The following is a 26,408-nucleotide window of genomic DNA, read 5'->3' as shown; positions in this document are numbered from 1 at the left end:
AACCCCAAATTATGGCTGTTTTTGTATGATTTTTTCTATAGCAAAAACAGCTTCTGAACTTTTATTCTTCATAGCTGTCAGGGTATATAAAGGGACCGTTTTATATGTTTTAGAGATTTGAATCAAGTCATCTTTAGAAAGCGATACCATTTTTTTCAGCAGGAGATCCGCAGTAAGTGTTCCGCGAGATTTAACAAAGGTTAATTCGATGGTATTTTCTGATACTTTGGATACAAGATACTCCAGTTCTTCTCGTTCTCCTTTTGTGAATCCACTGTTTTTCCCATTTACATCAGCATGAGGGATCATTTCGATCATTTTGATATGGTAGATATCCCCTTTCTGAGTATGTTTAATTTTCTCAATAGTTGCTGAGTTAGCCTGATTGTGTTCTTTTCTTTTTTCTATGGTCTGAATTCCTTTTTCGACGGAGTTTTTTAGTTCGGAGGAGAGATTGGCAATGAATAACCATAGTAAAAAACCGACAATAAGAAGGAAGGGAGTAAGAATTACAAAAGTACCCAAGTATGTCCATAGAGGTTCTTTCTTTTTTGCTTCTATAGCATCTAAGTGAGCATAAATTTCAGCATCAGCACCTACCTCTTCTCGAGTTGAGGTATGTATTGCTTTCCAATATCGATATGTAGGAAATACCGGAATAAAAAAGATAAAGAAGAATGTCTGATACAATTGAAATGTCAGATGACTATATGAATCATCCACTCCAATATCTCTATGTGTATATGTTTTTATGCGGATGGAATGCGTACCAAAAAATAAAATCATGAGTTGATTAATGTTATAGCGATATAAGAAAGAATCAGTATCGTTTGGATACTGATTTTTTCAATCACTAAGATTCCCTTTTTGTATAAATATAAAAAAATAAACAAAAGAAATTGATTACCATACTAACAGCAAATAATCTATCTAAACAGTAACACTATAATTATTATTTAGAGAATAGGTTTATACGTTCATCCAGATATAAATGCTATTCATTTAGTTTTGAATTAACTCTCATTTCCTATAGCATACCTCGTGTGCTTGTACAGAAGAGGTGTATTGTTATAACAAAATAAAAAAATCTTACATTTATAGGGCTATTAATTTTGATAGTAAACTCATCAATTACTGATGGGATACCAGTAAAAGAATTAGCGATATGAAAAAGAAAAAAAACAAATTTATAAATGGGTTTCACTTTACACCTTATCAGGCTCCGGAACAATCTCCTTTTGAGAAGCTGTTTGAAATCTTTCAGGAAGTGATTACTCATACCTCAGGGGATTTTGATGAGGCACTGGATTGGTTACGGGAATTAGATAAAGAATACCAGCTAACCGATGCGTCATATACTTTGGATGATTTTATAGAAGACCTAAAGAAAAAAGGATATCTGAGAGAAGAGCTGCAACCGGACGGGAAAGGAAAACTATCCATTACTGCTAAAACAGAACAAGCCATACGAAAGCGTGCATTGGATCAGATTTTCGGGAAATTAAAACGAAGTGGACGGGGTAATCACCGTACCCAGTATATCGGGACTGGTGATGAGCAAGCAGGAGAGTTTAGAAGCTATCAATATGGGGATGCTTTGGAGCATATTTCTATGACGGAGAGTTTAAAAAATGCACAAATCAATCACGGGATAGGAGAGCTACATCTAACAGAAAATGATCTGGTGGTGGAAGAGACCCGTTTTCAGGCACAGATGAGTACGGTGTTGATGATTGATATTAGTCATAGTATGATTTTATACGGAGAAGACAGAATCACTCCGGCTAAGAAAGTAGCAATGGCACTAGCCGAATTGATAACTACCCGATATCCCAAGGATACCTTGGATATATTAGTATTCGGAAACGATGCTTGGCCGATTGCTATTAAAGACTTGCCATATTTGCAAGTAGGTCCCTATCATACCAATACAGTAGCAGGGTTGCAATTAGCAATGGATATATTAAGGCGTAAGAGAAATACCAATAAACAGATCTTTATGGTTACCGATGGAAAGCCCAGTTGCTTAAAACTGCCTAATGGAGAATATTATAAAAACAGTAATGGATTGGATAGGCATATTGTAAGCAAGTGTTATATGATGGCACAGCAAGCCAGAAAATTACATATACCGATTACTACCTTTATGATCGCTAAAGACCCTTATCTTATGCAGTTTGTCCGGGAATTTACTTATGCTAATCAAGGAAAAGCCTTTTATACCGGATTAAAAGGACTGGGGGAGATGATCTTCGAAGATTATGAATCCAATAGAAAAAAAAGAATAAAAAGCTGAAAAAGAAATCGAATGAATATTAAAGAAATAAAAACGTTGGGAGCCCTAAAAAAATCAGGGTACCTTCCTGTATCTATAAAAGATGAATTACGCAATAATCTACGAACCAGAATTAGGGAGAATATTCCCACTTTTGAAGGGATTCACGGGTATGAGCATACTGTAATACCTGAATTGGAACGAGCCATTTTATCTAGGCATAATATTAATCTGTTAGGTCTTAGAGGTCAGGCAAAAACCCGATTAGCCAGACAGATGATTGCACTATTAGACGAATGGGTTCCGATCGTTGCAGGTTCAGAGATTAATGATGACCCATTGCAACCTATTTCCAGATATGCAACGAACCTGATAGCCGAAAAAGGAGAGGATACTCCTATTGAATGGTTACATCGTTCAGCACGTTTTGCAGAAAAGTTAGCAACACCAGATGTAACAGTAGCGGATATTATAGGTGATGTAGATCCTATCAAAGCAGCCAACCTAAAACTGAGTTATGCTGATGATCGCGTTATTCATTTTGGAATGATCCCCCGAGCTAACAGAAGTATTTTTGTTATTAATGAATTACCGGATCTGCAAGCAAGAATCCAGGTAGCTTTATTTAATATTCTACAAGAAGGAGATATTCAGATTCGGGGATTCAAATTGCGTTTGCCATTGGATGTACAGTTTGTTTTTACAGCTAATCCAGAGGATTATACCAACAGAGGAAGTATTGTTACCCCGTTGAAAGACCGTATAGGGTCACAGATATTAACTCATTATCCAGAAACCGTTGCCATAGCGAAAACAATCACTGCTCAGGAAGCCAGATTAGATAAGCGACAAGAAGAAACGGTCTATGTCCCGGAAATTGCTAAAGACATTCTGGAACAATTGAGTTTCCAAGCCAGAACCAGTGAATTTATAGATCATAAAAGTGGAGTCAGTGCCCGGATGAGTATCACTGCTTATGAAAATTTATTGAGTACAGCCGAGTACAGAGCTTTGCAATTGGGAATTGAAAAAACGACAGTTCGCTTAAGTGATTTTCTTGGAGTAGTACCTGCTATTACAGGAAAAGTAGAATTAGTATATGAAGGAGAGCAGGAGGGAGCAGCAGCGGTTGCTCATTCCTTACTTTCGGAGAGTATAAAGACGCTTTTTCCCACTTTTTTTCCAAAAATTGAACGATTGGAAAAACAAGATTATAAGAGCCCTTATCAGGAGTTAATCGATTGGTTTTTTGAACAGAGTAGCTTAGAACTGCTAGAAGAAACTACCGATGAAGCTTATAAAAAAGCATTGGATGCTATTCCTCCTCTGAATGCGTTAATTGAAGCCTATCAGGGAGAGGTTGCTCCGGAGGATCGCTATTTTATGATGGAATTTGTATTATGGGGATTGGTGGAGTACAAAAAGCTAAGTAAACATCGGTTATCAGAAGGATTTCAGTTTAAGGATGTGTACGGAGGATATATCAGTGGATTATAAGAGAGAAAGGAGGGGAGTCTGCAAAGGATTCCCCTTTTACTAGATAATCGGGATTAAAACGCCCTGGTTTCTTCCTAAACATAGATACTACTCTTTATAAAATATCAGTTAAGTAATGAGATAGATGTTTATCTTTTATCTCGAGCGGATTATTTTTCTAACCAGTTTTTAAAATCTTTTACCCGTTCTCTGCTAACGATAATTTCTGCTTCATCAAAGTGCGCTAACTTGACCTGTAATCGGGAATTGGTATAGGTAATAATATCCTTGATAGCATTGATGTTGATATAAAACTTGCGACTCACTCTATAGAATTGTTTAGGGTTTAATTCCTCTTCCAATGATTCGAGAGTACTATCGATCAGGTAGTTTCTATTGTCTGTGGTATGAAGATAGGTTCCTTTGTTTTCAGAATAAAAACATTCAATATCCTCTACTGTAAAAATTTTGAGGTGTTGTCCTACCTTCGCTGTAAATCGTTTTTTATAAACCCTGTCCATCGGATTGACCAGTAGCTTTTTTATATCTTCAAAATCTACCTGAATCGGTTGTTGTTCGGGTAAGTATTGCTGATATTTTTGTATAGCTGCTTCTAATTCATCGTCATCAATTGGTTTTAGCAGATAGTCAATACTATTTAATTTAAATGCTTTGAGCGCATATTCATCATAGGCAGTAGTAAAGATAATAGCACTATTAATAGTTACTTCATCAAAGATCTCGAAAGAAAGACCATCACTCAATTGAATATCGAGAAAGATCACATCCGGATGAGGATTATTAGAGAACCATTCGATGGCTTCTGCTACTGAATGTAACATAGTTTCAGCCTGAATTCCTAAATCATCAAGCATTCTGTTTAATCGTCTGGCTGCGGGTTTTTCATCTTCTATAATTATGACATTCATCGGGTGGTATTTTTTATCTGATGTACTTGTTTTATGTAGTTATTAGCTAGTTTAGGGGTAACTCCTGCCAGACATGTTTACTCGAAACGAGAGTTATACATGTTTTAGGATGAATTCCGAAATTAATATTTCTTTCGGGCTGTTATTCCCATCGTTGTTGTTTCTGTGTTTGTTCTTCCTCCATATATTTTCTTATTTTTCGTTCTTCCCATTCTTTATTAAAAACAGGATTAAAACGGTAGGCTTTAATAGCATGGAATACTACGCCGATTCCCCATCCCATAGCTGGCCATAAGAACCATGCGTATCTCCATTGGTTTTGAAAATAATTTAATCCGGCAAGAAAACCAATAATTACAATATAAGAAAATAGATTGCTGTAAAACTTTTTTATTTCTTCGACACGCTCCTTAGCACGGTCATATGAATGTTGTTCATTAAAATCTTTCATCTGTTCTAGTTTTTTAGTAATGATTCTGTTTAGAAGCTCGTTCTTCTTCCTCCATAAGCTCCTTTATTTTTCGTTCTTCCCATTTTTTTCCGTACAAAGAAAACTTTCCAAAAACGCCAATTGCGTGAAAAAGTAATCCGATTCCCCATAATACGGGAGTAACCAATAGATTCCAGTTTAGCCAATCTTCTGCCCCATCAAAGTTAAATCTAAAATTGACATTAACGATCAGAATCACAATGTTAATCACTATATATACTGTCAGATGGGAGTAGAAGCCTTTCTCCTTTTCTACACGGGCTTTGGCTCTTTTATAGGCATCGTAATCATTATTATTCATGGCGACTTCTTTTCTCTTGATTCATATATTTTCTGATCTTTTTTTCTTCCCAGTTTTTTCCCATAAAAGGATGATATTCATAGGCGTCCATTCCATGGAAGAGCAATCCCAATCCCCATCCAAACAGCGGGAAAATAAACCATGGTATACTGAACCCTGTGGTTACATAATTGAGAATTGCCAATCCGGGAATTACGACACTGTAAGAGATGAGATTATATTGAAACTCTTTGATCTTTTGTACTTTTTTGCGAATACGTTCGTATTTTATTTCATCATTACTAGCTGTTGGTGTTACTATATCCATATCGATAGTTGTTATTTGTTTCGTAAGCAGTGGCAGTTTAGCGATAAAAGCATCTTCTGTTTTATATACAGAGAAGGCTCTTTTAGTCAATAAAGCATATCGCTGTTTGACATTGACCAGTCCGACACCGCTACGTTGTTTTACAATTTGTTTAGGTTGTAGATTATTTTCTACAAATAGAAACCCATCTTTTTCATATATACTTATTTTCAGAGGTTTCTCAGGCATTACTACATTGTGCTTAATCGTATTTTCTAATAAGATCTGTAGTGATAAAGGCACAATTTTAGCATTTGGATTACTCAACTGTGTTGGCATTTCGAATATGATACTGTCTTCAAACCTAAGTTTGAGTAGTGTCATATAGGTTTTGGCAAACTTTAATTCTTCTTCAATACTTACTAATTCTTTGTCTTTCTGTTCCAGTACATAGCGATATACCTTGGATAGTGAAGTGGTGAATTTCTGTGCCATCCTTGGATTCTCATCGATTAAGGAAGTCAATACATTGAGACTGTTGAATAAAAAATGAGGGTCCAACTGATTCTTTAAGGCATCAAACTTCGCAGAGGCTGTTCCCGCAATGATCTTTTGTTCTGCAACTTTCTTTTCTTGTAATGCCTTGTAAAAATGCATAGTATGAAAGAATAAGGAAGCAATCACAGTAATAAACAAAGGCATTAAGTAATCTTCGAATTTTTGATCTTTAAGAAACTCAATCGAAGTTTGCTTCTGATAGATTATAACAGCAATTACATACCCGCAGAACATATAGCCAAGAATTGTTAAGACGATCGATCCTCCGGCACTGACTAATATTCTTTGTAATCCTTTATTTTTCCATTCGAACCGATAGTTGATGAACTTAAAATAATAAGCATTAATCAATGTAAGAAATACACTATAAAACGTAAGAATTCCGATCCATTCCACCGTTAGTACCCGTTGATAATTAAATTCATTAGATAATAAATGAATTGCCAGGACTACAATCATTAGGGTTAGTGAAACGACGATAATATCTTTTATATCTTTCATAGTCTTTTTTGGTTTACTCGATCCTCGAGGATTACATAGGTAGGGGACTTGTCTCAGAAATTAATACTCATTGGTATTAAATCCATCATTTTCCTTACGGAATACCTGCTTAAGAAATACTTTTCGTATTCTGTTCTTAAGTCAGGGGATTGACCTGTTATGAATTACAGTTTCTTTGCACCCGTTTTATCTGATCTTTTCCCCACTTAGGATAAAAAGGGATTTCCTTTTTTTGTTCCTTATCAAAGTACAAGATAGCTTTTTCTACTTCAGAACAAAAAGTTTTTGGGTCTTTGCCAAAGAATCTTGCGGCTCCCATTTTCCACTCGGCATGATACAACATTGCTCGGGGGTTTTCAGGTTCTAATTGTTTAGCAGCCTGATAAGATTGTTCCACTTTTGTAGAATGCGTCATCCCGAATACTGAGGGCTTGTACGCAACCCAGGCAGTGTTTAATAGTGCTTCCATAATGTGTATTTCTGCATTGTCTTTAGAGAAGGTCTTTGCGTCGTTAATAAAATTCTGCGCTTTTTTTAATCGGGATTCGATCTCAGTAGCCTCTTTTAGTCCAAAAGTGGTGAGGATATTAATTTGAGCTACATAATAATAAGGAATCCAGTTATCTTGTTCGGCACGGCCAATTCGCTCAAACAAATTTGCCGCTTCATCAGCTTTGTTTTCCTTCCATAAGGAAAAGGCTTTGGTCATTCCTTTTTCATAAGAAGATTGTGCAGTGATTTCTGAAGTAAAAGAAGCACTTACTGCCAGTACTAAAAGAAGAATATATTTCATAAGTATTGTTATTTATTAACTCATATCAATGGATGATGAGTTTGTTATTGATGAGGTAAAGATGCTTAGAAACAACAGTCTTTCTAATTATATATGACCGAATTGTCATTTTAGTTGGATGAAGTGTAATCAAGAAAAAAGAAGGAGGATGGTACCAGATATAAAGTCCCGGAGATATGAGTACTGTATCCGCAAGCGCAGGGAAGGAGGTATTGATCCTATATTGAGATAAGGCTAAAAACCTTTCATATAATTTTATATCACCACAAAATAAAAAAAGGGACTACCTAAAATAGTTAGACAGTCTCTCTTACCGTTTTAATTGTACGAATCTTTATGGTTGTCTTCTGAAAATATATTGTAATGTTTTATTATTTGTGCGATTAAATTACTATAAAAACAGGTTTAAAATACTACCAGATAGCTTTGATTCAAGCCTACGATATGATTATACCACAACAGTATATTATTATCAGAAGTAAAAATCATGTCCTTAAATTTCAAAACCTTGCGCTATATGGCTAGCCTTATAAGTTAGGTAATTGCTCAACTTGACTATAATATGAACTAAAGTTTGATATTACTGTTCGGATTTGCGAGGTAAAACAAATAGTTAATAAACAATGGTTGACCACTATCTTATAGAAAAGAAGCATATGTGTATTGCATATCGAACTGATATTAATAAGTAGTATAGAAAGGGAGAAGATTTTTTATCTTTAGCACAAAGACCTTATGAACTTTTAGGGAGGGGTATAAAAACAATGGAAAAATCATAAGTTATTAAAATCATACGTATGGGAAAATTAAGTAAGATCGAAAAGTATGTAGAAATACCAATTCATATAGAAGAGCCAAAGGAGACAATAGAACATGATGTAGAAAGAGATTTTGGCAAAACAATACAGATTAATAATACACTCATTACTCGTCATGCCAATAGGTTCAAAATATGGGATATAACAGAGCTATCGGTTATTTCTTTAATTTCTACAACAGATATTGGTTGGGGGGGAGCTGGTCAAATGCAGCTAGAAGAAAATTTTCTTTATATATCGTATCAGGAACGATCAGCACTAGATAAAATTTTGATGTTTGATATTTCTGATTTGAGTAATCCGGTCCATATTAGAACAATTGAAACTCCTGAATATAGTCACTTTTTTATAGAATCAGGGATAGTATACTTAATTTCGAGTATCGAACAAGGCGTTGTTACAGTTGATGCAAATGATAAAAAGACCAAAATAATTGATCTGTCAGGTGAGAACCAGACTATGTTTTTTGATACACTTACCAATATAAGTAAAAGTGGTAATATAATATGTGTCGTATCCAGGCATCAGGGAATTTATATCTATTCCCGATCGGAAGATGGTACATATGAATTCCGAAGCAAACATCAACCGGCTAATGGTTACTCACCTACATCCATGCAATGGCTTATTCCGGATCAACAATTATTATTGATAGGAAACGATAATGTAGTACAATATGATATACGAGATCTTCAAAAACCTAAAAGATATAAAGCAGCAAAAATAAAAACTAAAAGTGTTTATGGAACCCTTATAGAAAGAGAGCAGGAATTTTTAGTAGCAGGAAATACGGGGGCAAAGGATAAATTCACGATGGCGGTGCTGGCGCCAAGTGATAAAGGAGTCATAGTAACTCATAAGCCAAAGATCGAATATAAATTAAGAACGTCTTTTGGAGGTACTATAAAAACAGGAGAACCAATAGAAGGTGTAATTCTTAACGATGATTTAGTATTGATAATAGGTAAATATACAGGTTTTTTTCTGCTAAAAGCGGAATGAGCATGTATTTCATTAATGTACTAGTTAAAAAGTTTGTTGGATATATGAGGTCTCTAAGAAGACAAGCTGTTCATACTAGATAAACAGCTTGCCTTATTTCTAAGGAGTGTACTACTTGTTTCTTACAAATCAATCGATAGCTTGATATCCTTGTCGATAATATCGAATTTGGCATCCTGCCATTTAGGAGGACCAAAGTTTCCTTTGGCATTATTACTGGTGCCGTAAGGTTCAGATGGAATCATAAGAAAAGTATTGAGTTTACCATTGTCATCCTCGTCATGGATTAAAGAGATAGCATAGGTCCCCTTGGGAATCTCCTCAAAAGAAACAGTCATACTGCCTTTTTGAGCTTTGATTGATTTCCCTTTTATAAACTTCTTTAAGAAATCTTTTTTCTTGTCACAGAGACCGATTTTAATAGATCCGTCATCAGAGGCTATATTGTTAATGGTTACTTCTATTGTATAAGTCTGTTCCTGTGCCTGCCCGGATAAGATAGCAGCAAACACAACGACAATTAATGTTATAATTTTTTGTTTCATTTTGATAAAATTAAGTTATTATAGTTTTTTAAATGGATTCATTGTTGTTTTTTTTAAAAAATATGCAGGGAGCTTATTTACAAATTGTCTAATTGGTTATCATTTTTACGATCGCTGATGGTCCAGAAGAAACCAACGATAAAAAAACGATCCGCAGAAGGAGTAATAGCTCTTCGAGGAAAAGTTCCTTGTGGGGTAGGGGTATCAGCATATTGATAATTAAATATATTTTTAGTACCTAGTATATTTGAGACAGATACATACAGTATTTTTTGCTGACTGATCAGATAAGCCCAATTCATATTAAGCGAATTGTATGCTTTTGTTTTTTCTGAAAGAAAAGAGTTGGTATTAGGATCTGTATACGGACGTCCTGAGGCAAAATTATAGGTCGCTCCAATCATAGATTTCCACTTGTCTACCCATAGTTTTCCTACCAGAGAAATATTGTGGGTAGCCGCAAAATTAGGCGTGGCAGCAGTTGGATAGTTTTTATAAGTACGTTCTGTATCCAGATATGAATAACTCAGCCAGTATTCAAAATTTTTGATTGATGAATTATCCCTCCAATAAAGGTCAATTCCCTGTGCATAGCCATTTCCATTATTAGTATATAGGCTGTTATAGGTCGGCATTTCTGTATCATAAGTAAGTAGGTTGTCGTATTGTTTATAATACGCTTCTGCGCGTAGGGTTCTTCCTTCTTTTTGGTATAGGTAGTTAAGGATGTAGTGAGATGATTTTTCAGGTTCTATATCCATGGTATATTTTAGAACTTCGTGTTGTGGAGTTTGATAGAAATCCCCATAAGCAAGTGATAATTGAGCGTTAGATGATATTTTATAAGCCAGAGATGCTCTGGGGGTTATACGATAGGTATCTAATAGATTGTTATAGGTACCTCTGACCCCCACCTGCATGGCTAATTTTTTACTAAAAAAGATATTGGTCTCAGCAAAGGTAGCAGTACTGTTGTTTTGGTGGTGGGTGTCGAAATTTCCAATATTAGGAACTGCTGTAAGTTCTTCATGAGAATTCAGGAATTGTTCTGCACCTATATGCAGTTTTACCCGATTGCTGAATCGTTTTCTGAGACTCAGTTTTAGGTGAGCTGTATAATCATCATTGGCGATATCGGTATCTTGTACACGAATATCATTATGATCATTGGCAAAACTTAATCCAGATGTAATACTCCAGTCATTTCCCAGGCTTCCTTTATACGAAGTATTGAGGTAAAGGTTTCTGTTTTTCATTGAAAAATCAATTCCCGAAGGAATATTAATGTCTTCTTGTATTAATCGGAAACGCGTGTAGTTCACTCCTCCATATACTTTTAATAAACCATTAGTAAACTGATGACGATATACGGCTTCTCCTGCCAGAGATTCATACGGTTTTTTCCAATCAAAATCCTGTGATATAATTTCCTGATAAGGTTTTAGATTAAGATAAAAAGCATTAAAACTTAGTGAATTGTTATCATTCCATTTCTGTGTATTTCCGGCACCAACACCAACATTGATAATCTGTATATCTGTTTTTTCCTGATCGGGTTGATCGATCGTATTCATTAAGAGTACACTGGATAAGGCATCTCCGTATTCTGCAGAATATCCTCCGGTAGAGAAATTTGTACCACTAAATAGAAAAGGAGAAAAGCGCCCTCTGGTAGGAATGTTATTGGTTCTGGCAGTAAATGGCTGAAATACGCGAAGGCCATCGATGTATACATTGGCTTCATTGGCGTCTCCTCCCCGAACAAAAAGGCGACCATCTTCTGCCACGGTAGAAGTACCGGGTAAGGTCTGAAAAGCAGCAATATAATCTCCTGCAGCTCCTGCTGTAGTGACAATATCCATAGGGGATAAGACAGAAGCTTTGCTATTATCTCCTGCAGCAAATGTCCCTGCTGTCAGAATAACACTATCCAGTGAATTCACATCTTCTTTCAGTTTAATATGCAGGTTGTTCATCGTTGTTACTTCTTCGAATAAAAAATAGGTTTCGAAAGAAATAAAGGATACGACTAAGGTCTGACTCCCGGTTTCTGATGTGGTAAAGGAAAAAGCTCCCTGATCGTTAGAAGAGCTACCGTCATAAGTGCCATCGATATAGATATTTGCTCCTATAATTGGCATGCCCTTAGGGTCGGTGACAGTTCCGCTGATCGTAGTTTGCGCATACGAGAAAGAGCTAAGAAATACAGTTAATAAGGCAATAAGTAAAGATTTCATGTTGTAGTATATCTGTTTTGATTGATGCCTCAAAAGTCATATTTGTCTGCAAAAACTAAAATAGATCTTTACTCAACTGTCATTTTTATAGGATCAGTTGTTAGGATGTTTTGAAAAGAGAAGTACTGATGATTATATTCTGTATATATAAAACCCCATAAACTAATATAATGAATAGCCTATGGGGAAGTTTTTTAGTGTAAAGAGGAATTACACTTGTTCTGTAACATTCGTTTTATTCTTAAAAGGTCGAACGATTAGTCGTGCCGCTTTGTCATAGTTGATATAATTATAAGACCAGTTGAAGAAGGTGACAAATCTGTTTCTAAAACCTACCAGAAACCACAGGTGGATAAACATCCATATAAACCAAGCAAAGAATCCCCCAAATTTAAAAGAGCCGATATCTACCACAGCCTTGTTTCTCCCTATGGTAGCCATAGATCCTTTGTCAAAATAAGTAAAAGGTGTCATCGGTTTCTCTTTGAGAAGTTTTTTTAGGTTTTTAGCCAGATGTGCTCCTTGTTGTATAGCAGGCTGTGCTACCATAGGATGCCCTTTAGGAAATTTCTCAGTAGGCATTACAGCAATGTCTCCAAGGGCAAAAATTGTATCATACCCATCTACCTGACTAAATCTGTTAACCTTATAACGGTTTGCTCTTGGGATTATAGCACTAGCATTAATTCCTTCTACCGGAGCTCCTGTAACTCCTGCCGACCAAATGAAGGTTGCTGTGCGCAAGCTAATTCCGGTATTAGTAGTCACAATATTATGCTCATAATTGGTGACCAGAGTATTCACATGAATATGTACCCCCATTTTTTTTAGAAAAGAAGCCGCTTTTTCAGATGCATTGGTACTCATAGGGGGTAGTACTCTGTCTGCCCCTTCAATTAGGTGAATCTCCATTTCACTGAAATCCATATCCGGATAATCCAGTGGCAGTACATTCAATTTTAGTTCAGCAATTCCTCCAGCGAGCTCTACTCCGGTAGGTCCCGCTCCAGCAAGAACAAATCGCAATAATTCTTTTCTTTTTTCAGGATCCTTAGTGATGACTGCCTGTTCCAGGTTTTCAAGCAGTAAACTTCGTAGGTTTAATGCCTGTGGTAAGTTTTTCATGCGCATGGCATTCGTAGCAATGGTTTGATTTCCAAAAAAATTAGTTTTGGCACCTGTAGCAATAACCAGATAATCATAGGAGATATTCCCAATGGGGGTAAAAACAGTTTTAGAATCAGGGTCAATGTGAGTTACTTCCGTCATCCTGAAAAAAGTATTTTTCCCTTTTTTTACAATTTTCCGTAACGGATAGGCTATGGAATCCGGTTCTAAGGAGGCTGTAGAAACTTGATATAATAAAGGTTGAAAAGTATGATAGTTCTGACGGTCTAAAAGGACGAGCTGTACCTTTTCTTTAACCATCTTTCTAGCCAGAGATACTCCGGCAAATCCACCGCCTATAATGACAAGACGAGGTAAATCGGATTGTGGTATATTCATATGTGTTGCATTGTACTACAAAGATAAAATGAAGCGTTCTTTATTACTAGAAATTCCTCTTTTTTATTCCCTCTTTTAAAAGGTTTTAACATAGTATAACGAAGGGGATTATAGCTTTTGTTACCTCAAAAACAGACAAGTTGTTTAGTTATTGTTTATTTTTGTTAAACAAAGTTGTGCTATGGAAGCTATTAAAAAACATTTTAGTATAAAAGATCTGGAGAATTTATCGGGTATTAAGGCGCATACGATCCGGATCTGGGAGAAAAGATATGGACTACTTTCTCCGTTGCGTACCAAAAGTAATATCAGATATTATGATTTGGAGAGTTTACAAAAATTACTGAATATCGTATTACTGTATAACAATGGGGTTAAAATATCCAAAATAGCGAAATTAAACTTTGAAGAAATAGCAAAAGAAGCAGAAAAAGTAGTAAATGATCAGTCAGACCATTCCCCGGTTATTAGTGCTATGAAAGTGAGCATGCTTAATTTTGATCAGCGATTGTTTTTTTCGACCTATGATTCTCTGTCAAAAGAGAAAACATTTTCTGAAATATTTAAAGAAGTGTTTATTCCCCTGTTGAATGAAATCGGATTTTTATGGCAGGTAGATACTATTACGCCTTCTCATGAACATTTTATTTGCAACCTGATTAAACAAAAAATATATATTCATTCTGAAGCCTTATTAAAAAATACCCTCTCTGAATCAATCGGTAGTAAGACTTTTGTATTGTACTTGCCAGAAAAAGAAATTCATGAACTGGGATTACTTTATGTAAACTACGAGCTACTAGCAAAGGGATATCACGTGATTTATCTGGGACAGTCAGTCCCTATAGAAAGTCTGAAAGACCTAGTGAAATTTTATGATGATATCACATTTGTAAGTTATTTTACAGTAGCTCCAGTAAAAGATGATATCGACCAGTATCTACAAGAATTTTTAGAAGAAATCAATTGTCCGTTATGGATTTTAGGTCAAATGGTACCCCATATAACCCCTTCTAAAATAAAGGATAATGTTCGTTTGTTTACCAGCATAAAAGATATTGTGACTGCTATTTAACATACTTTTGGTATTTTTGTTTAACTTTTTTGTATTTTTGTTAAACATGGATTTAAAAGCAATTGTTATCGGATCAGGTTTTTCTTCTTTGGCAGCTTCTTGCTATTTAGCCCAAAAAGGATTTGAGGTCATTGTATTGGAGAAAAACGAAACTGTCGGAGGCAGAGCACGCCAGTTAAAGAAAGAAGGTTTTACATTTGATATAGGACCAACCTGGTATTGGATGCCGGATGTTTTCGAGCGTTTCTTTGGAGACTTCGGAAAAAAGCCATCAGATTATTACAGCCTTCAAAAATTAAACCCTGCATATTATGTGTATTTCGGAGAGAATGACTTTGTAGAAATTGGTGATAGTTTAGAAAAAATAGCAGCTACTTTTGAAAAAGAAGAAGCAGGAAGTTCTGAAAAGCTTTTTGCTTTTATCGATAAAGCCAGAGATAATTATGAGGTAGCGATTAAAGACCTGGTGTATCGTCCGGGGGTTTCTCCACTGGAATTAATAACTCCTGCGACAATAAAGCGATTAGGACAGTTCATAAGTACCATTAAAAAGGATGTGCGAAAGGAATTTGACAATAATCGCTTAGCGCAGATTCTCGAGTTTCCAGTGTTATTTCTTGGAGCAAAACCAAGCAACACTCCTTCATTTTATAACTTTATGAATTATGCTGATTTTGGATTAGGAACCTGGCATCCCCAAAAAGGAATGTATAGTGTTATTGAGGCAATGAAGGAATTAGCAAGTTCATTAGGTGTTACTTTTTATACCGATACGGCAGTAGAAAAAATACTGGTGGAAAATCAGAAAGCGATAGGGGTGGTAGCTAATGGAGAAGAATATAGGGCAGATGTCGTTATTAGTGGAGCAGATTATCACCATTCAGAAACACTATTAGATCAGAAGTATAGGGTGTATTCCGAAAATTATTGGGATAAGAAAACATTTGCTCCTTCATCTTTATTGTTTTATGTAGGGTTTGATAAAAAATTAGCGAATGTAGCGCATCATACGTTATTTTTTGATGTGGATTTTGATGAACATGCAAAGACTATCTATGATGACCCTGCATGGCCGGATAAACCGCTTTTTTATGCGAGCTTTCCTTCTATAACCGATCACAGTGCAGCTCCAGTGGGAAAAGAGGCAGGAATTTTTCTGATTCCAATAGCTCCAGGAATAGAAGATACTCCAGAAATACGAACGCAATATTTTGATATAGTTATAGATAGATTTGAGCAATTAACTTCGCAAAAGATCAGAAATAAAATTATCTTTAAAGAAAGCTATTGTGTGAATGATTTTATAAATGATTATAACTCATATAAAGGAAATGCCTATGGGATGGCTAATACACTACTCCAAACAGCTTTTCTACGACCCAAATTGAAGAGCAATAAGGTAGATAATCTTTTTTTTACGGGACAGTTGACTGTTCCGGGACCAGGAGTTCCTCCTTCCTTAATATCAGGTAAGCTGGTTGCAGAACTAGTATGTAAAACGCTAAAAAAATAACAGATGAAAGCACTTTTTGATTCGGTTTCTAACCAATGCAGTATTATTACGACTAAATATTACAGTACTTCTTTTTCATTGGCAGTAAAAATGTTAGCACCATCTATCCGACAGGATATCTACAATATTTATGGGTTTGTTCGTTTCGCAGATGAGATAGTGGACACTTTTCATGAATATGATAAGGAGACTTTATTTGTTGATTTTAAAAAAGACCTAAAAAAGTCATTAGATAGAAAAATTAGTTTAAATCCTATTCTAAATAGCTTTCAACATACAGCTCATAAACATCAAATCGATGATTCCTTAATCGATGCATTTATGAAAAGTATGGAGCAAGATCTCTATAAAAAAGACTATCATACAATAGAAGAGTATAAAGAATACATCTATGGATCAGCAGATGTAGTTGGGTTAATGTGTCTCAAGGTTTTTGTACAAGGAAATGAAGTGCAATACGAAAGGCTCAAAGATTCGGCAATGGCTTTAGGGTCTGCATTTCAAAAGGTAAATTTTTTGAGAGATCTCAAAGCAGATTATGAAGAGCTAAACAGAACCTATTTCCCTCATATTGATTTAACTAACTTGGATGAGTACACGAAAATGAATATTATACAGGAGATAGAAGAAGATTTTAGGAAAGGGTATGAAGGGATCTTATTACTTCCTCCCGAAGCTAAATTTGGAGTGTATACAGCTTATAGATATTATAAAAGTTTGCTTCAAAAGCTAAAGAATACAGCTCCTTTAGAAATTAAAAATGCTAGAATTCGGGTGCCGGATCATCAAAAAATAGGATTATTAGCACAATCATATATAAATTATAGATTAAATTTAATCTAAAGAAACTATTAGAAAGTTATGATCGTCTTATTTTGGATATTAATTTTTCTTGGAACTTTCTTCTTTATGGAGTTTATGGCATGGTTTACCCATAAGTATATCATGCATGGTTTTCTATGGAGTCTTCATAAAGATCATCACAAAAAAGATCATGATTCCTGGTTTGAGAGAAATGATGCATTTTTTATTTTTTATGCCGTGGTAAGCATTGTATTATTTCTATTATGGCAGTACGATATTTTTTGGCCAGGACTTCCTATAGGGGTTGGTATTTTTGCATATGGAGTAGCATATTTCTTAGTCCATGATATTTTTATTCATCAACGTTTTAAGATGTTTAGAAGAATCAATAACCGATATGCCAGAGGAGTGAGAAGAGCACATAAAATGCACCATAAAAATATAGGAAAAGGAGGAGGAGAGTGTTTTGGGATGTTGGTAGTGCCATTTAAATATTTTAAAAAATAGGGTTGTGAATTGGCTGTATTTTTGGTTAGATATTGGCTCGCTTAGCATTCCTTTTATAGCGAGTTTTCATCCCAAACTCAGGTTTTATAAAAAATGGCCACAGCTTTTTATAGGGATTGTGGCAATGATGCTATTTTTTATTCCATGGGATATTTTGTTTACCAAATATGGAATATGGGGATTTAATCCCTTTTATTTAACAGGAGTATACCTCTGGAAACTTCCGATAGAAGAGTGGTTGTTTTTTATATGTATTCCTTATGCCTGTACATTTACATACCATGCATTTCACATCTTAACTCCAAAACTTATTCTCAAAGAAAAGTATACAAAGATACTTAGTCTAGGACTTATCATCTTGTCCGTTGTGATAGCTATTATTCATTATAATAAGTGGTATACTGTGATTAACTATGGCTATGCTACAATTCTTCTTATTTTTTCAGTTCGATATGCAATACCTACTTTGCAGCGATTCTACATCGTATTTATAGTTATTTTAGTTCCCTTTTTTTTAATTAACGGTCTCCTTACAGGAAGTTTTATAGAAGATCAGGTAGTGTGGTATAATAATTATGAAAATCTTCAGTTCAGAATTGGTACGATTCCTGTAGAGGATACGATGTATGCGTTTACGATGCTTTTGACCGTTTTACTGTTTATTACTTATAAAAGTCGGGAATAAAAACATTGTTTTTGTAACAAATGCTATAAAAAGAAAGAACAGATATGCTTGATGTATAGGTTGTTATAACTATATTAGAGTATAGGACTTAATTTTATAAACAGTAATTTGTAACAGAAATGTTTTTTTAACTACATATATATTGTAATTGACTACAGTGGATAAAGATTTAGAACATAGTTTTGTAACACATTTAGATCAGAATCAGAATATTGTGCATAAAGTATGTCGTTTGTATACAAATGACAGAGAATCACACAATGATTTGTTTCAGGAGATTACCATTCAGCTCTGGAAAGCGTATCCAAAATTTAGGGGAGATGCTAAATTTAGTACCTGGATGTATAGAGTAGCGTTGAATACAGCAATTACACTCTATAGAAAATCCAAAAAAAGCATTAAAACAGCTGATTTTGACGCGATGGATTTTAAAATTAAAGCTGAAGAATACGACGATGAAGTCGAAGAACAGCTGAAATTAATGTACAAAGCAGTAAAAGAACTTAATGATATAGAAAAAGCATTGGTATTTTTATATCTGGAAGATAAATCATATAGGGAAATTGCAGATACAATGGGGATAACAGAAGTAAATGCAAGAGTAAAAATGAATCGAGTGAAAACGAAGTTGAAAAAAATATTAAATCCTTAAATATGGATGGATTAGAACTACTAAAGAAAGACTGGAAAAAACAGGACGATTCCCTTCCTAAGCTTTCTTATAATGATATATATAGCATGATTTTGAAAAAATCGTCTTCGATTGTGCGGTCGATTTTTATCATCAGTGTCCTGGAATTTGTTTTATGGGCCTCATTAGAAGTGATCCTTCGTATGAGTGATACTTATGGACGAATCAAAATGGTAGGAATGGAAACAATTTCTATCATAGCCTCTGTACTGTCTTATAGCATCTTGATCTATTATATGGTATTGTTCTATAAAAATTATAAAAAAATACAAGCGACAGATTCTACAAAGGTTTTAATGGAAAATATCCTGAATACCAGAAAAGCCGTTAGACAATACGTATTGGTTATTCTTGGATTTATGAGTGTTTTTATGATTCTTGTATTCTCATATATGATTTTTATCGATTCTGATGCTAATCAACATTTTATGAAGGATAAAGAACTTCCCAAAGCTGTTTTATTTGTTATGGTTCTTATATTTACAGGGATTATACTTGGTACTTTTGCATTGTTCTACAGATTAATTTATGGGGTATTAACCCGAAAATTGAAGAAGAATTATTCCGAGTTAGAACGCTTAGAAGTATAAGTGGCTATTGCTTATTTTCATTAAAAGCAGAGGGAAGCAATTGTGGAATAAATTTAATGAGTAATGGGAGAAGTAGGCTTCCGCCAGGAAGAATAAAGATAGCCAGAGAAGGAATGGTTTTACAAATATCTAATAATTGACGTTTTACTTTTTGCTTCTCTGATGAAGAGAGTTCGCGAGTGGTAGACTGACCTAATAAGATCATAAGCTCTTTACTCTGTGTTATTTCATTAATCAATCGTTTTTTATTTCGTAAAATAGCGATACTAACAGTTCTGGAGGTTTGTTTATAAAAATGATGTGCCGGGTTAGAATAGTTAAAGAACGAAATATCCTCCTTATGTGCGTTGATAAAAGACTGCACTGTAGATAAAGAGTTGTTAATTTCCAGATCAGATACATTCAATTGATTTCCTAATGATAGGATAAAAGAATGTTGAGAAGCCTGATTTTCATTCCAGTTGGCTAAACTGGTCAAATCCAGAATGTATTTTTTTTCTAGAGAGTCGGCATACATAGCTACATTGATATCTTTGAGAGAAATGTACTCAGTATCATGTATTTTATTATAACGAACAGAAGATGCGAATAGTTTCAATACCAATTCATCATAAGAATCTTTTTTAGGTTTTGAATGAAGAGATAAAAAAACAATTTGAGTAATAGTTTCTTCTAATTTAGAAGCGTAATCAAACGGGTTCTTATTGTGAATCAGAAAATACTCAAAAGCCAGTACGTCAATAAATAACAAGGCATTAGTTAACAGGTGGCTAAAGTTTTTCTTGAAAATGGATTCATTGGTCTGAATACGCGTATGTAATATACGCTCTAATCGATCCGTATTTTTGGATGAAATGGATTGAAGAAAAGAAAAATATGACTTTTTAGTATCCATATATTCATAGAACTGAATAAGTGCATCAATACAGTCATGATCAGTACCGTCTTCTATGGTGTCATAATATGAAATTATCAGGGCACCTAATAAGTTGATCTTGGTTTTTTCTTCTTCAGAATATACAATCTTAGAAGAAGTATTTATAAAGGTTTGGATCGATGTACCGTAGATAAAACCTGCTTGCCTAAGAGAAGGATATGCCATATCTAATGTAGGAAGGGAACCAGCGGTAGTATGTTTGTGATGGTCTGTTAAGAACTTTTCTATCCAGCCTGTAGCAGAAGGATTCATAGATAAGCGATATCTGGTTGAATTAATATATAATCATCTGGTAAAATCAAAAAACACTGACATACTATTCTTACCTCATATACTTGGTAAGAATAGTATGCAAAAGTAGTTTAGTTTAAATCATACGATCTTCTACCTTAGTCCAGTTTATTTTATTGATAATATTTTGAAGGTATTCTCCTCTTTTATTTTGGTATTTTAAATAATATGCATGCTCCCAAACATCAATTCCCAAAATTGGATGCCCTTGTTTATCCGCAACGTGCATTAATGGATTGTCTTGATTAGGAGTTGAGGTGATAAATAAGTTTTTGTCCGCACTCTGACAAAGCCATGCCCATCCGGAACCAAATCGTTTTTTACCTGCTGTGGCAAGCTCCTCTTTAAAAGCTTCAATAGAATTAAAACTTTTTACAATAGCAGCTTTTAGTGTATCAGACATTGCACCACCTGGAGTAAGAATATCCCAGTAGAGAGAATGATTAAAATGACCTCCTCCATTATTTCTAACCTGGATAGGAAGCGCTTCATTCTTCAGGATATCTTCAATTGTATTTCCAGAAACAGGAGTGTCTTTCAGTGCTTTATTTAGTTTGTTTACATACCCTTGATGGTGTTTAGAATGATGGATTTCCATGGTTTGTGCATCGATTACATCAGTAAATGCATCATATCCATATACCAAAGGAGGCAGACTAAATAAAGGACTGGAAGAAGATGTTTCCTTTTTAACATCTTTTTCATTGATCTCTGGTGTGGTTTTTTCCTTTTTCTCAGAAGAATTACAAGAAGATAATACCAGAGAAGGGGCTGCGGCAATTCCGGTAGAGGCTAATATCGTAGTTTTTAGAAATTTACGTTTATCCATTTTTGATATGAGATTTGTTGAATATTTAAAATTACGCTTATCCTATAGAACATCAAAATTAATTATCGAACCTCATTACTGAATTGGAAGATTTTAACTTTTCTAAGATCATTTTTATGATAAAAAAATAGATGATAATCTATAAAATCATTCTGTTTTTTAAATTCTATTTGTGAAAATTTTGTTAAAAAATGGAAAGGTAAAACCATAAATTTTTTATGGTTGAATTCTTTTGTAGGACAGGATTATTGTATTGTTAATCAGGTTTTTATTTGTGTTTTTGCTTTGTTTATGGGAGATGAAGAGGTTTTTTTTTATTTTTTTTAGTGATTAAGCAATAAATTTTGTCTATGTGTCAATTTTTCCTATGTAAAACATATGTTTTGTGTGAATATCTTAATGAATAATGAAAATAAGTGGTTTTTTTTTAAATTTGAAGTACACAAACTCAAAATTTATAAAAATGAAAAAAAATGTAACATTTTTAATTTTAACACTTTTTTTAGGGCAGATGATGATCGCCCAAAACATGGAATCGATTGTTAGAGATTATTTCAATGTTTCCACTACAAAATCCGCACTAAACAAACAAGATGTAGCTGAATGGAAAATTAAAGATATAGTCCCTTCTTTAAACCCTGACATCAAACATGTTTATATTAATCAATATTATCAGGGGATAGAAATACAGGATGGTACATATAAGCTAACTGTAAAGAATGATCAGGTAACCTGGGAGATTAATCAATTTATTACTGATATTAAGTCCAAAATCAATTCTTCAAAAGCATTTACTTCTCCCGAGAGTGCAATTATGAAGGTAGTACAAGCACATAATTTACGAACTCCGAATGCATTAAACAGAAGTGCTAATAAGTCTGCAAAAGGAGATTTGGTATATAATAATACCGGAATTAGTGAAGAACCTGTAAAAGTACGACAAGTATATGTACTGGATGAAGGACAACTAAAATTGTCTTGGTTAGTAAATTTATATGAAGAGAGTGGACATCACTGGTGGAATGTAAATGTAGATGCAGGTACAGGAAAAATTCTTAAAGAATACGATTGGGTAATAAGCTGTAATTTTGATGACCCACATACACATGGAGAAAAAGGAGAAATGCATTTTTCTAAGGTGATAAAAAAGAAAGAATTTATCGGTCCTCAGAATTTAGCCGAAAATATGGCAGGAGAGCGCTACAATGTATATGCAATGCCTGTTGAAAATCCGAATGATGGAAATCGTTCTATTGTAACAGATCCGGCTTTATTAGCGGCATCTCCTTATGGATGGCATGATACCAATGGAGCAGCAGGAGCAGAGTATACGATTACCAGAGGAAACAATGTATGGGCACAAGAGGATAGAAACGGGAATAATGGTACAGGAGCTGCTGCTGATGGAGGAAGTAATCTTTCGTTTGATTTTTCCTTAAATCTAAATCAAGAGCCAACTCAGTATCAGGATGCTGCAATTACAAACTTGTTCTACTGGAATAATATTATGCACGATGTTTGGTATGTATATGGATTTAATGAAGCAAGTGGTAATTTTCAGGAAAACAACTACGGAAAAGGAGGACGAGGTAGCGATTCTGTAAATGCAGACGCACAAGACGGAAGTGGTACTAATAATGCTAATTTTGGAACGCCTCCGGATGGAAGTAATCCTAGAATGCAGATGTTTTTATGGAATAGAACCAATCCGGGAAGAGATGGAGATTTGGATAACCTAATTATAGCACATGAATATGGTCATGGGATTTCTACTCGGTTAGTAGGAGGACCTTCAACTAATGCTTTAGGAGGATCAGAGCAAATGGGAGAAGGATGGTCTGATTGGTTTGGATTAGTATTGACGATGAAAGCAGGAGATGTAGGAACAACAGGAAGAGGAGTAGGAACCTATGTATTAGGACAAGGACAAGATGGGTTAGGAATTCGCCCTACTAGATATTCTACCGATACTGCAATTAACGGAACAGACTATGGAGATATTAATAACCTGAGAGTACCGCACGGTGTAGGATATGCTTTTGCGACGATCTTATGGGATATGACATGGGCATTGGTTAAAGAAGAAGGCTTTGATCCTGATTTCTATAATGGTACAGGAGGTAATAATATCGCAATGGCACTGGTTATCGAAGGACTTAAAAATACAGCAAATAATCCAGGGTTTGTATCTGGTAGAGATGGAATTTTACAAGCAGACAGAGACTTATATAATGGGAAATATAATTGTTTAATATGGACCGTATTCTCTGCAAGAGGAGTAGGAAAAGATGCAGTAGAAAATAATAATGGAGGAAGCAATAGTAATACTGATCAGACTGTATCATTCGTCAATGGATGTGATGGCGGTGGCGGTGGAGATGAATGTACAGGAAATATTGCAGCTTTCCCATACAAACAGAGCTTCGAAGGTACATTAGGCGGATGGGTACAGGCAACCAATGATGATCTAGACTGGACGATAGACGCTAATGGAACTCCTTCTAATGGAACAGGACCAGGTGCAGCGGTAGATGGTGATTCTTATATTTATGTAGAAGCTTCAGGAAGTGGAACGGGATTCCCTAATAAAAGAGCTATCCTTAATTCTCCATGTATTGATATGACTAATTTGACCTCCGCTTTCCTTAAGTTCAAATACCATATGATAGGATCAGCAATAGGAACATTAACAGTAGAAGCCAGAACAGGAAATGAAGGACAGTGGGCTAGTATATTTACAAAAACCGGAGCACAAGGAACAGACTGGAACGATGCAAGTATCGATTTATCTTCCTATTTAGGAAATGCAAAAGTACAGTTACGTCTTAATGTAGTAACAGGTAGTAGCTGGCAAGGAGACATAACAATTGATGATCTTAATATAACTTCCGATGGAGGAGGAGGTGGAAATGGATGTACCAGTGGTATTTCTTCTTTCCCATATTCAGAAGGTTTTGAAAATAATTTAGGAGCCTGGACACAATCGTCTAACGATAACCTGGACTGGACAGTAGATGCTAATGGAACTCCATCTAATGGAACTGGACCTTCTTCTGCTAGTGAAGGAGCTAATTATATTTATGTAGAAGCTTCTGGGAATGGAACAGGTTTCCCTAATAAAAGAGCGATATTAAACTCTCCATGCTTTGATTTAAGTTCTGTAGCAACAGCTAATTTTAGCTTTAAATATCATATGTTAGGAAGTGCCATTGGAAGGTTAGATGTAGAAGCAAGTACCGATGATGGAACTTCATGGACAAGTATCTTTAATAAGACAGGAGCACAAGGATCTAGCTGGAATACGGCAAATATTGATCTGGCGGCTTACGTAGGTGGTTCTGTACAATTGAGATTTAATACTGTGACCGGTACTAGCTGGCAGGCAGATGTAGCTATTGATGATGTAAAATTAACAGAAGGAGCAGTGTCTACCGATATTTGTGAGGGAGTAGCTCCTTATGATCCGAATCGTTCGTATAGTCCGGGAGAGAGAGTTACTTTCCAAGGAAGTCTGTATGAAAGAACAGCTACGAGTTGGACCAATTTAGGTAGATGTGGAACAACAGCAGTGGATTCTTTTGCAGGAGATGATGTAGCTTCTAAAACAATTCCTCAAGAATTGTTACAGAAAGGACTTTCTATAACTTTGACTCCAAATCCAATCACTAAAGGAGGAGTGCTAAACGTTTCTATGTACAATGCGGCGCAAGGAACAGAAACGTTTAGAATACTAAATATATTAGGTCAGACCGTAAAGCAGGGGATAATCAATAATAATACAGCTAATGTAATATCAACGGAATCCCTTACTGTCGGAATGTATATCCTCAATGTAGGAAAACAGAATAAAAAGTTTATAATAAACTAATTTATTTCTGACAAGATGATATCAGGAAAAGGCTGTCTGAAAAGACAGTCTTTTTTTTGCTAATTTTAATACCAGTAAAGGAGTTAGTCCGTGTGGAATTCTATAGACAACTTCGTATAGATTTTGATGAACAGATTGCCAGAAGAAATCAAAGTACACATTAGCAACAATTCTGGCTAAAGCAGTTAATAATCCCCAAAAAACTGCATACCATAATGCATACTGTGCTACTCTGGGGATAAAAATGAGTACGGCAAGAATAAAATCTAGAATGCCAGCAATATATAAGAAAATAACGGCTGTTCGCTCTGAACAGTGAAAAATCTGAATCACCATATCTACAAATTTTCCGGGAACTGGATAAAAACCAAAAGCATATAACCCATGAGAGAAAAAAGTAACAGCAATAAGAATCTTCAGGATAAAAGATAACTGTCTTTTTTGTCCATTATTTTTTAGAAAATAAAGTAAAACAAATGGGAGACCAAACTGAATGCTATGCTCGAAAAATTGAGCACTGTGATAGAACTTTTCTTTGTATAATAACAAAGATAATATTACTAAAAACACACCTCCTATTATAATAGGAATCTGTAACCATTTTTTATTCGAAAAATTAATAAATAAGGCACTAATTGCAGCTAGTAAGTATATAATACCATTCGCGAGTATAATATTCTGGATAAGTTGGTCCGTAGAAGCACTGGTAACATAAGCTTGCCAGCTCATGTCTGTCAGGCTTTCGATTACAGGTTTTAACATTGCTTCATCCCAAAAGAAAGACCGATACGGAGCATCCCAAAATAAATGTTGCCAGGCTCTTCCAATGAAAATCAGGGATACGAGGATTTTAAGAAAGAAAAGGATTTTTTTTTGTGACATAAAGTTGATTTTTAGAGCA

The 26,408-nt window shown here is 35.0% G+C and carries 23 protein-coding genes; 11 read left to right on the top strand and 12 right to left on the bottom strand.

Annotation, left to right across the window (positions count from 1 at the left end):
- Positions 1–9: 9 nt before the first annotated feature.
- Positions 10–786, bottom strand: a complete 777-nt coding sequence (locus HN014_RS20095) for a hypothetical protein (RefSeq protein WP_176030623.1) — start codon at positions 784–786, stop codon at positions 10–12.
- Positions 787–1,165: 379 nt separating this feature from the next.
- Between HN014_RS20095 and HN014_RS20090 the strand changes: the two genes are divergently transcribed.
- Together HN014_RS20090 and HN014_RS20085 are read left to right on the top strand one after the other, a co-directional pair.
- Positions 1,166–2,296 carry a VWA domain-containing protein gene (locus HN014_RS20090; protein WP_176030622.1) on the top strand — a complete coding sequence of 377 codons (1,131 nt, stop codon included), beginning with the start codon at positions 1,166–1,168 and terminating at the stop codon, positions 2,294–2,296.
- 12 nt (positions 2,297–2,308) lie between these two features.
- The gene (locus tag HN014_RS20085) at positions 2,309–3,772 is read left to right on the top strand and encodes a sigma 54-interacting transcriptional regulator (protein ID WP_176030621.1); all 1,464 of its coding nucleotides are present in this window, start codon (positions 2,309–2,311) and stop codon (positions 3,770–3,772) included.
- Positions 3,773–3,921: 149 nt separating this feature from the next.
- Here the strand turns inward: HN014_RS20085 and HN014_RS20080 are convergent, their stop codons facing one another.
- The 5 genes from HN014_RS20080 to HN014_RS20060 all read right to left on the bottom strand — a co-directional run bounded on the left by HN014_RS20080 (position 3,922) and on the right by HN014_RS20060 (position 7,609).
- Positions 3,922–4,680, bottom strand: a complete 759-nt coding sequence (locus HN014_RS20080; RefSeq protein ID WP_176030620.1) for a LytTR family DNA-binding domain-containing protein — start codon at positions 4,678–4,680, stop codon at positions 3,922–3,924.
- Positions 4,681–4,822: 142 nt separating this feature from the next.
- On the bottom strand, positions 4,823–5,131 hold the full coding sequence (locus HN014_RS20075; protein WP_176030619.1) for a 2TM domain-containing protein: 309 nt from the start codon (positions 5,129–5,131) through the stop codon (positions 4,823–4,825).
- A 13-nt stretch (positions 5,132–5,144) separates the two neighbouring features.
- Positions 5,145–5,471, bottom strand: a complete 327-nt coding sequence (locus tag HN014_RS20070; RefSeq protein WP_176030618.1) for a 2TM domain-containing protein — start codon at positions 5,469–5,471, stop codon at positions 5,145–5,147.
- The gene (locus HN014_RS20065) at positions 5,464–6,816 is read right to left on the bottom strand and encodes a 2TM domain-containing protein (RefSeq protein WP_176030617.1); all 1,353 of its coding nucleotides are present in this window, start codon (positions 6,814–6,816) and stop codon (positions 5,464–5,466) included. The genes HN014_RS20070 and HN014_RS20065 overlap by 8 nt, the downstream gene beginning before the upstream one ends.
- A 157-nt stretch (positions 6,817–6,973) precedes the next feature.
- Positions 6,974–7,609, bottom strand: coding sequence for a hypothetical protein (locus HN014_RS20060; protein WP_176030616.1), 636 nt, complete (start codon positions 7,607–7,609; stop codon positions 6,974–6,976).
- Between the two features lie 797 nt (positions 7,610–8,406).
- On the opposite strand from HN014_RS20060, the gene HN014_RS20055 reads away from it, so the two are divergent.
- Positions 8,407–9,429: a hypothetical protein gene (locus HN014_RS20055; protein ID WP_176030615.1), complete on the top strand. Its 1,023-nt coding sequence runs from the start codon at positions 8,407–8,409 to the stop codon at positions 9,427–9,429.
- Between the two features lie 122 nt (positions 9,430–9,551).
- On the opposite strand, the gene HN014_RS20050 is transcribed toward HN014_RS20055, so the two are convergent.
- The 3 genes from HN014_RS20050 to HN014_RS20040 all read right to left on the bottom strand — a co-directional run bounded on the left by HN014_RS20050 (position 9,552) and on the right by HN014_RS20040 (position 13,717).
- A complete protein-coding gene (locus HN014_RS20050; protein ID WP_176030614.1) occupies positions 9,552–9,974 on the bottom strand; it encodes a DUF2141 domain-containing protein in 423 nt (140 codons plus the stop codon).
- Between the two features lie 77 nt (positions 9,975–10,051).
- Complete coding sequence (locus HN014_RS20045) at positions 10,052–12,211, bottom strand: TonB-dependent receptor (RefSeq protein WP_176030613.1); 2,160 nt, start codon at positions 12,209–12,211, stop codon at positions 10,052–10,054.
- 210 nt (positions 12,212–12,421) lie between these two features.
- Positions 12,422–13,717 (bottom strand): NAD(P)/FAD-dependent oxidoreductase, encoded by a 1,296-nt coding sequence (locus HN014_RS20040; RefSeq protein ID WP_176030612.1) that lies wholly within the window; start codon positions 13,715–13,717, stop codon positions 12,422–12,424.
- Positions 13,718–13,898: 181 nt separating this feature from the next.
- Between HN014_RS20040 and HN014_RS20035 the strand changes: the two genes are divergently transcribed.
- The 7 genes from HN014_RS20035 (at position 13,899) to HN014_RS20005 (ending at position 19,582) form a co-directional block, all read left to right on the top strand.
- Positions 13,899–14,792 (top strand): MerR family transcriptional regulator, encoded by an 894-nt coding sequence (locus tag HN014_RS20035; RefSeq protein ID WP_176030611.1) that lies wholly within the window; start codon positions 13,899–13,901, stop codon positions 14,790–14,792.
- Positions 14,793–14,838: 46 nt separating this feature from the next.
- Positions 14,839–16,305, top strand: coding sequence for an NAD(P)/FAD-dependent oxidoreductase (locus tag HN014_RS20030; RefSeq protein ID WP_176030610.1), 1,467 nt, complete (start codon positions 14,839–14,841; stop codon positions 16,303–16,305).
- 3 nt (positions 16,306–16,308) lie between these two features.
- Positions 16,309–17,148 (top strand): phytoene/squalene synthase family protein, encoded by an 840-nt coding sequence (locus tag HN014_RS20025; protein ID WP_176030609.1) that lies wholly within the window; start codon positions 16,309–16,311, stop codon positions 17,146–17,148.
- A gap of 18 nt (positions 17,149–17,166) precedes the next feature.
- Complete coding sequence (locus HN014_RS20020) at positions 17,167–17,616, top strand: sterol desaturase family protein (protein WP_176030608.1); 450 nt, start codon at positions 17,167–17,169, stop codon at positions 17,614–17,616.
- A 4-nt stretch (positions 17,617–17,620) separates the two neighbouring features.
- Complete coding sequence (locus HN014_RS20015) at positions 17,621–18,301, top strand: lycopene cyclase domain-containing protein (RefSeq protein ID WP_176030607.1); 681 nt, start codon at positions 17,621–17,623, stop codon at positions 18,299–18,301.
- A gap of 157 nt (positions 18,302–18,458) precedes the next feature.
- The gene (locus HN014_RS20010) at positions 18,459–18,953 is read left to right on the top strand and encodes an RNA polymerase sigma factor (protein WP_176031179.1); all 495 of its coding nucleotides are present in this window, start codon (positions 18,459–18,461) and stop codon (positions 18,951–18,953) included.
- A 2-nt stretch (positions 18,954–18,955) separates the two neighbouring features.
- Positions 18,956–19,582: a hypothetical protein gene (locus HN014_RS20005; RefSeq protein WP_176030606.1), complete on the top strand. Its 627-nt coding sequence runs from the start codon at positions 18,956–18,958 to the stop codon at positions 19,580–19,582.
- Between the two features lie 4 nt (positions 19,583–19,586).
- Here HN014_RS20005 and HN014_RS20000 read toward each other — a convergent pair whose 3' ends face one another.
- Positions 19,587–20,771, bottom strand: coding sequence for an LETM1-related biofilm-associated protein (locus tag HN014_RS20000; RefSeq protein WP_176030605.1), 1,185 nt, complete (start codon positions 20,769–20,771; stop codon positions 19,587–19,589).
- Between the two features lie 115 nt (positions 20,772–20,886).
- Complete coding sequence (locus HN014_RS19995) at positions 20,887–21,639, bottom strand: superoxide dismutase (RefSeq protein WP_176030604.1); 753 nt, start codon at positions 21,637–21,639, stop codon at positions 20,887–20,889.
- A gap of 463 nt (positions 21,640–22,102) precedes the next feature.
- On the opposite strand from HN014_RS19995, the gene HN014_RS19990 reads away from it, so the two are divergent.
- Positions 22,103–25,507, top strand: coding sequence for a M36 family metallopeptidase (locus tag HN014_RS19990; protein WP_176030603.1), 3,405 nt, complete (start codon positions 22,103–22,105; stop codon positions 25,505–25,507).
- A 21-nt stretch (positions 25,508–25,528) separates the two neighbouring features.
- Here the strand turns inward: HN014_RS19990 and HN014_RS19985 are convergent, their stop codons facing one another.
- The gene (locus tag HN014_RS19985) at positions 25,529–26,389 is read right to left on the bottom strand and encodes a hypothetical protein (protein WP_176030602.1); all 861 of its coding nucleotides are present in this window, start codon (positions 26,387–26,389) and stop codon (positions 25,529–25,531) included.
- Positions 26,390–26,408 lie beyond the last annotated feature (19 nt).

The sequence above is a fragment of the Aquimarina sp. TRL1 genome, from assembly GCF_013365535.1.
GTDB classification, from domain to species: Bacteria; Bacteroidota; Bacteroidia; order Flavobacteriales; family Flavobacteriaceae; genus Aquimarina; species Aquimarina hainanensis.
Note: the sequence above shows the minus strand (reverse complement) of the source record. Positions and strands in the feature narration are given on the sequence as shown.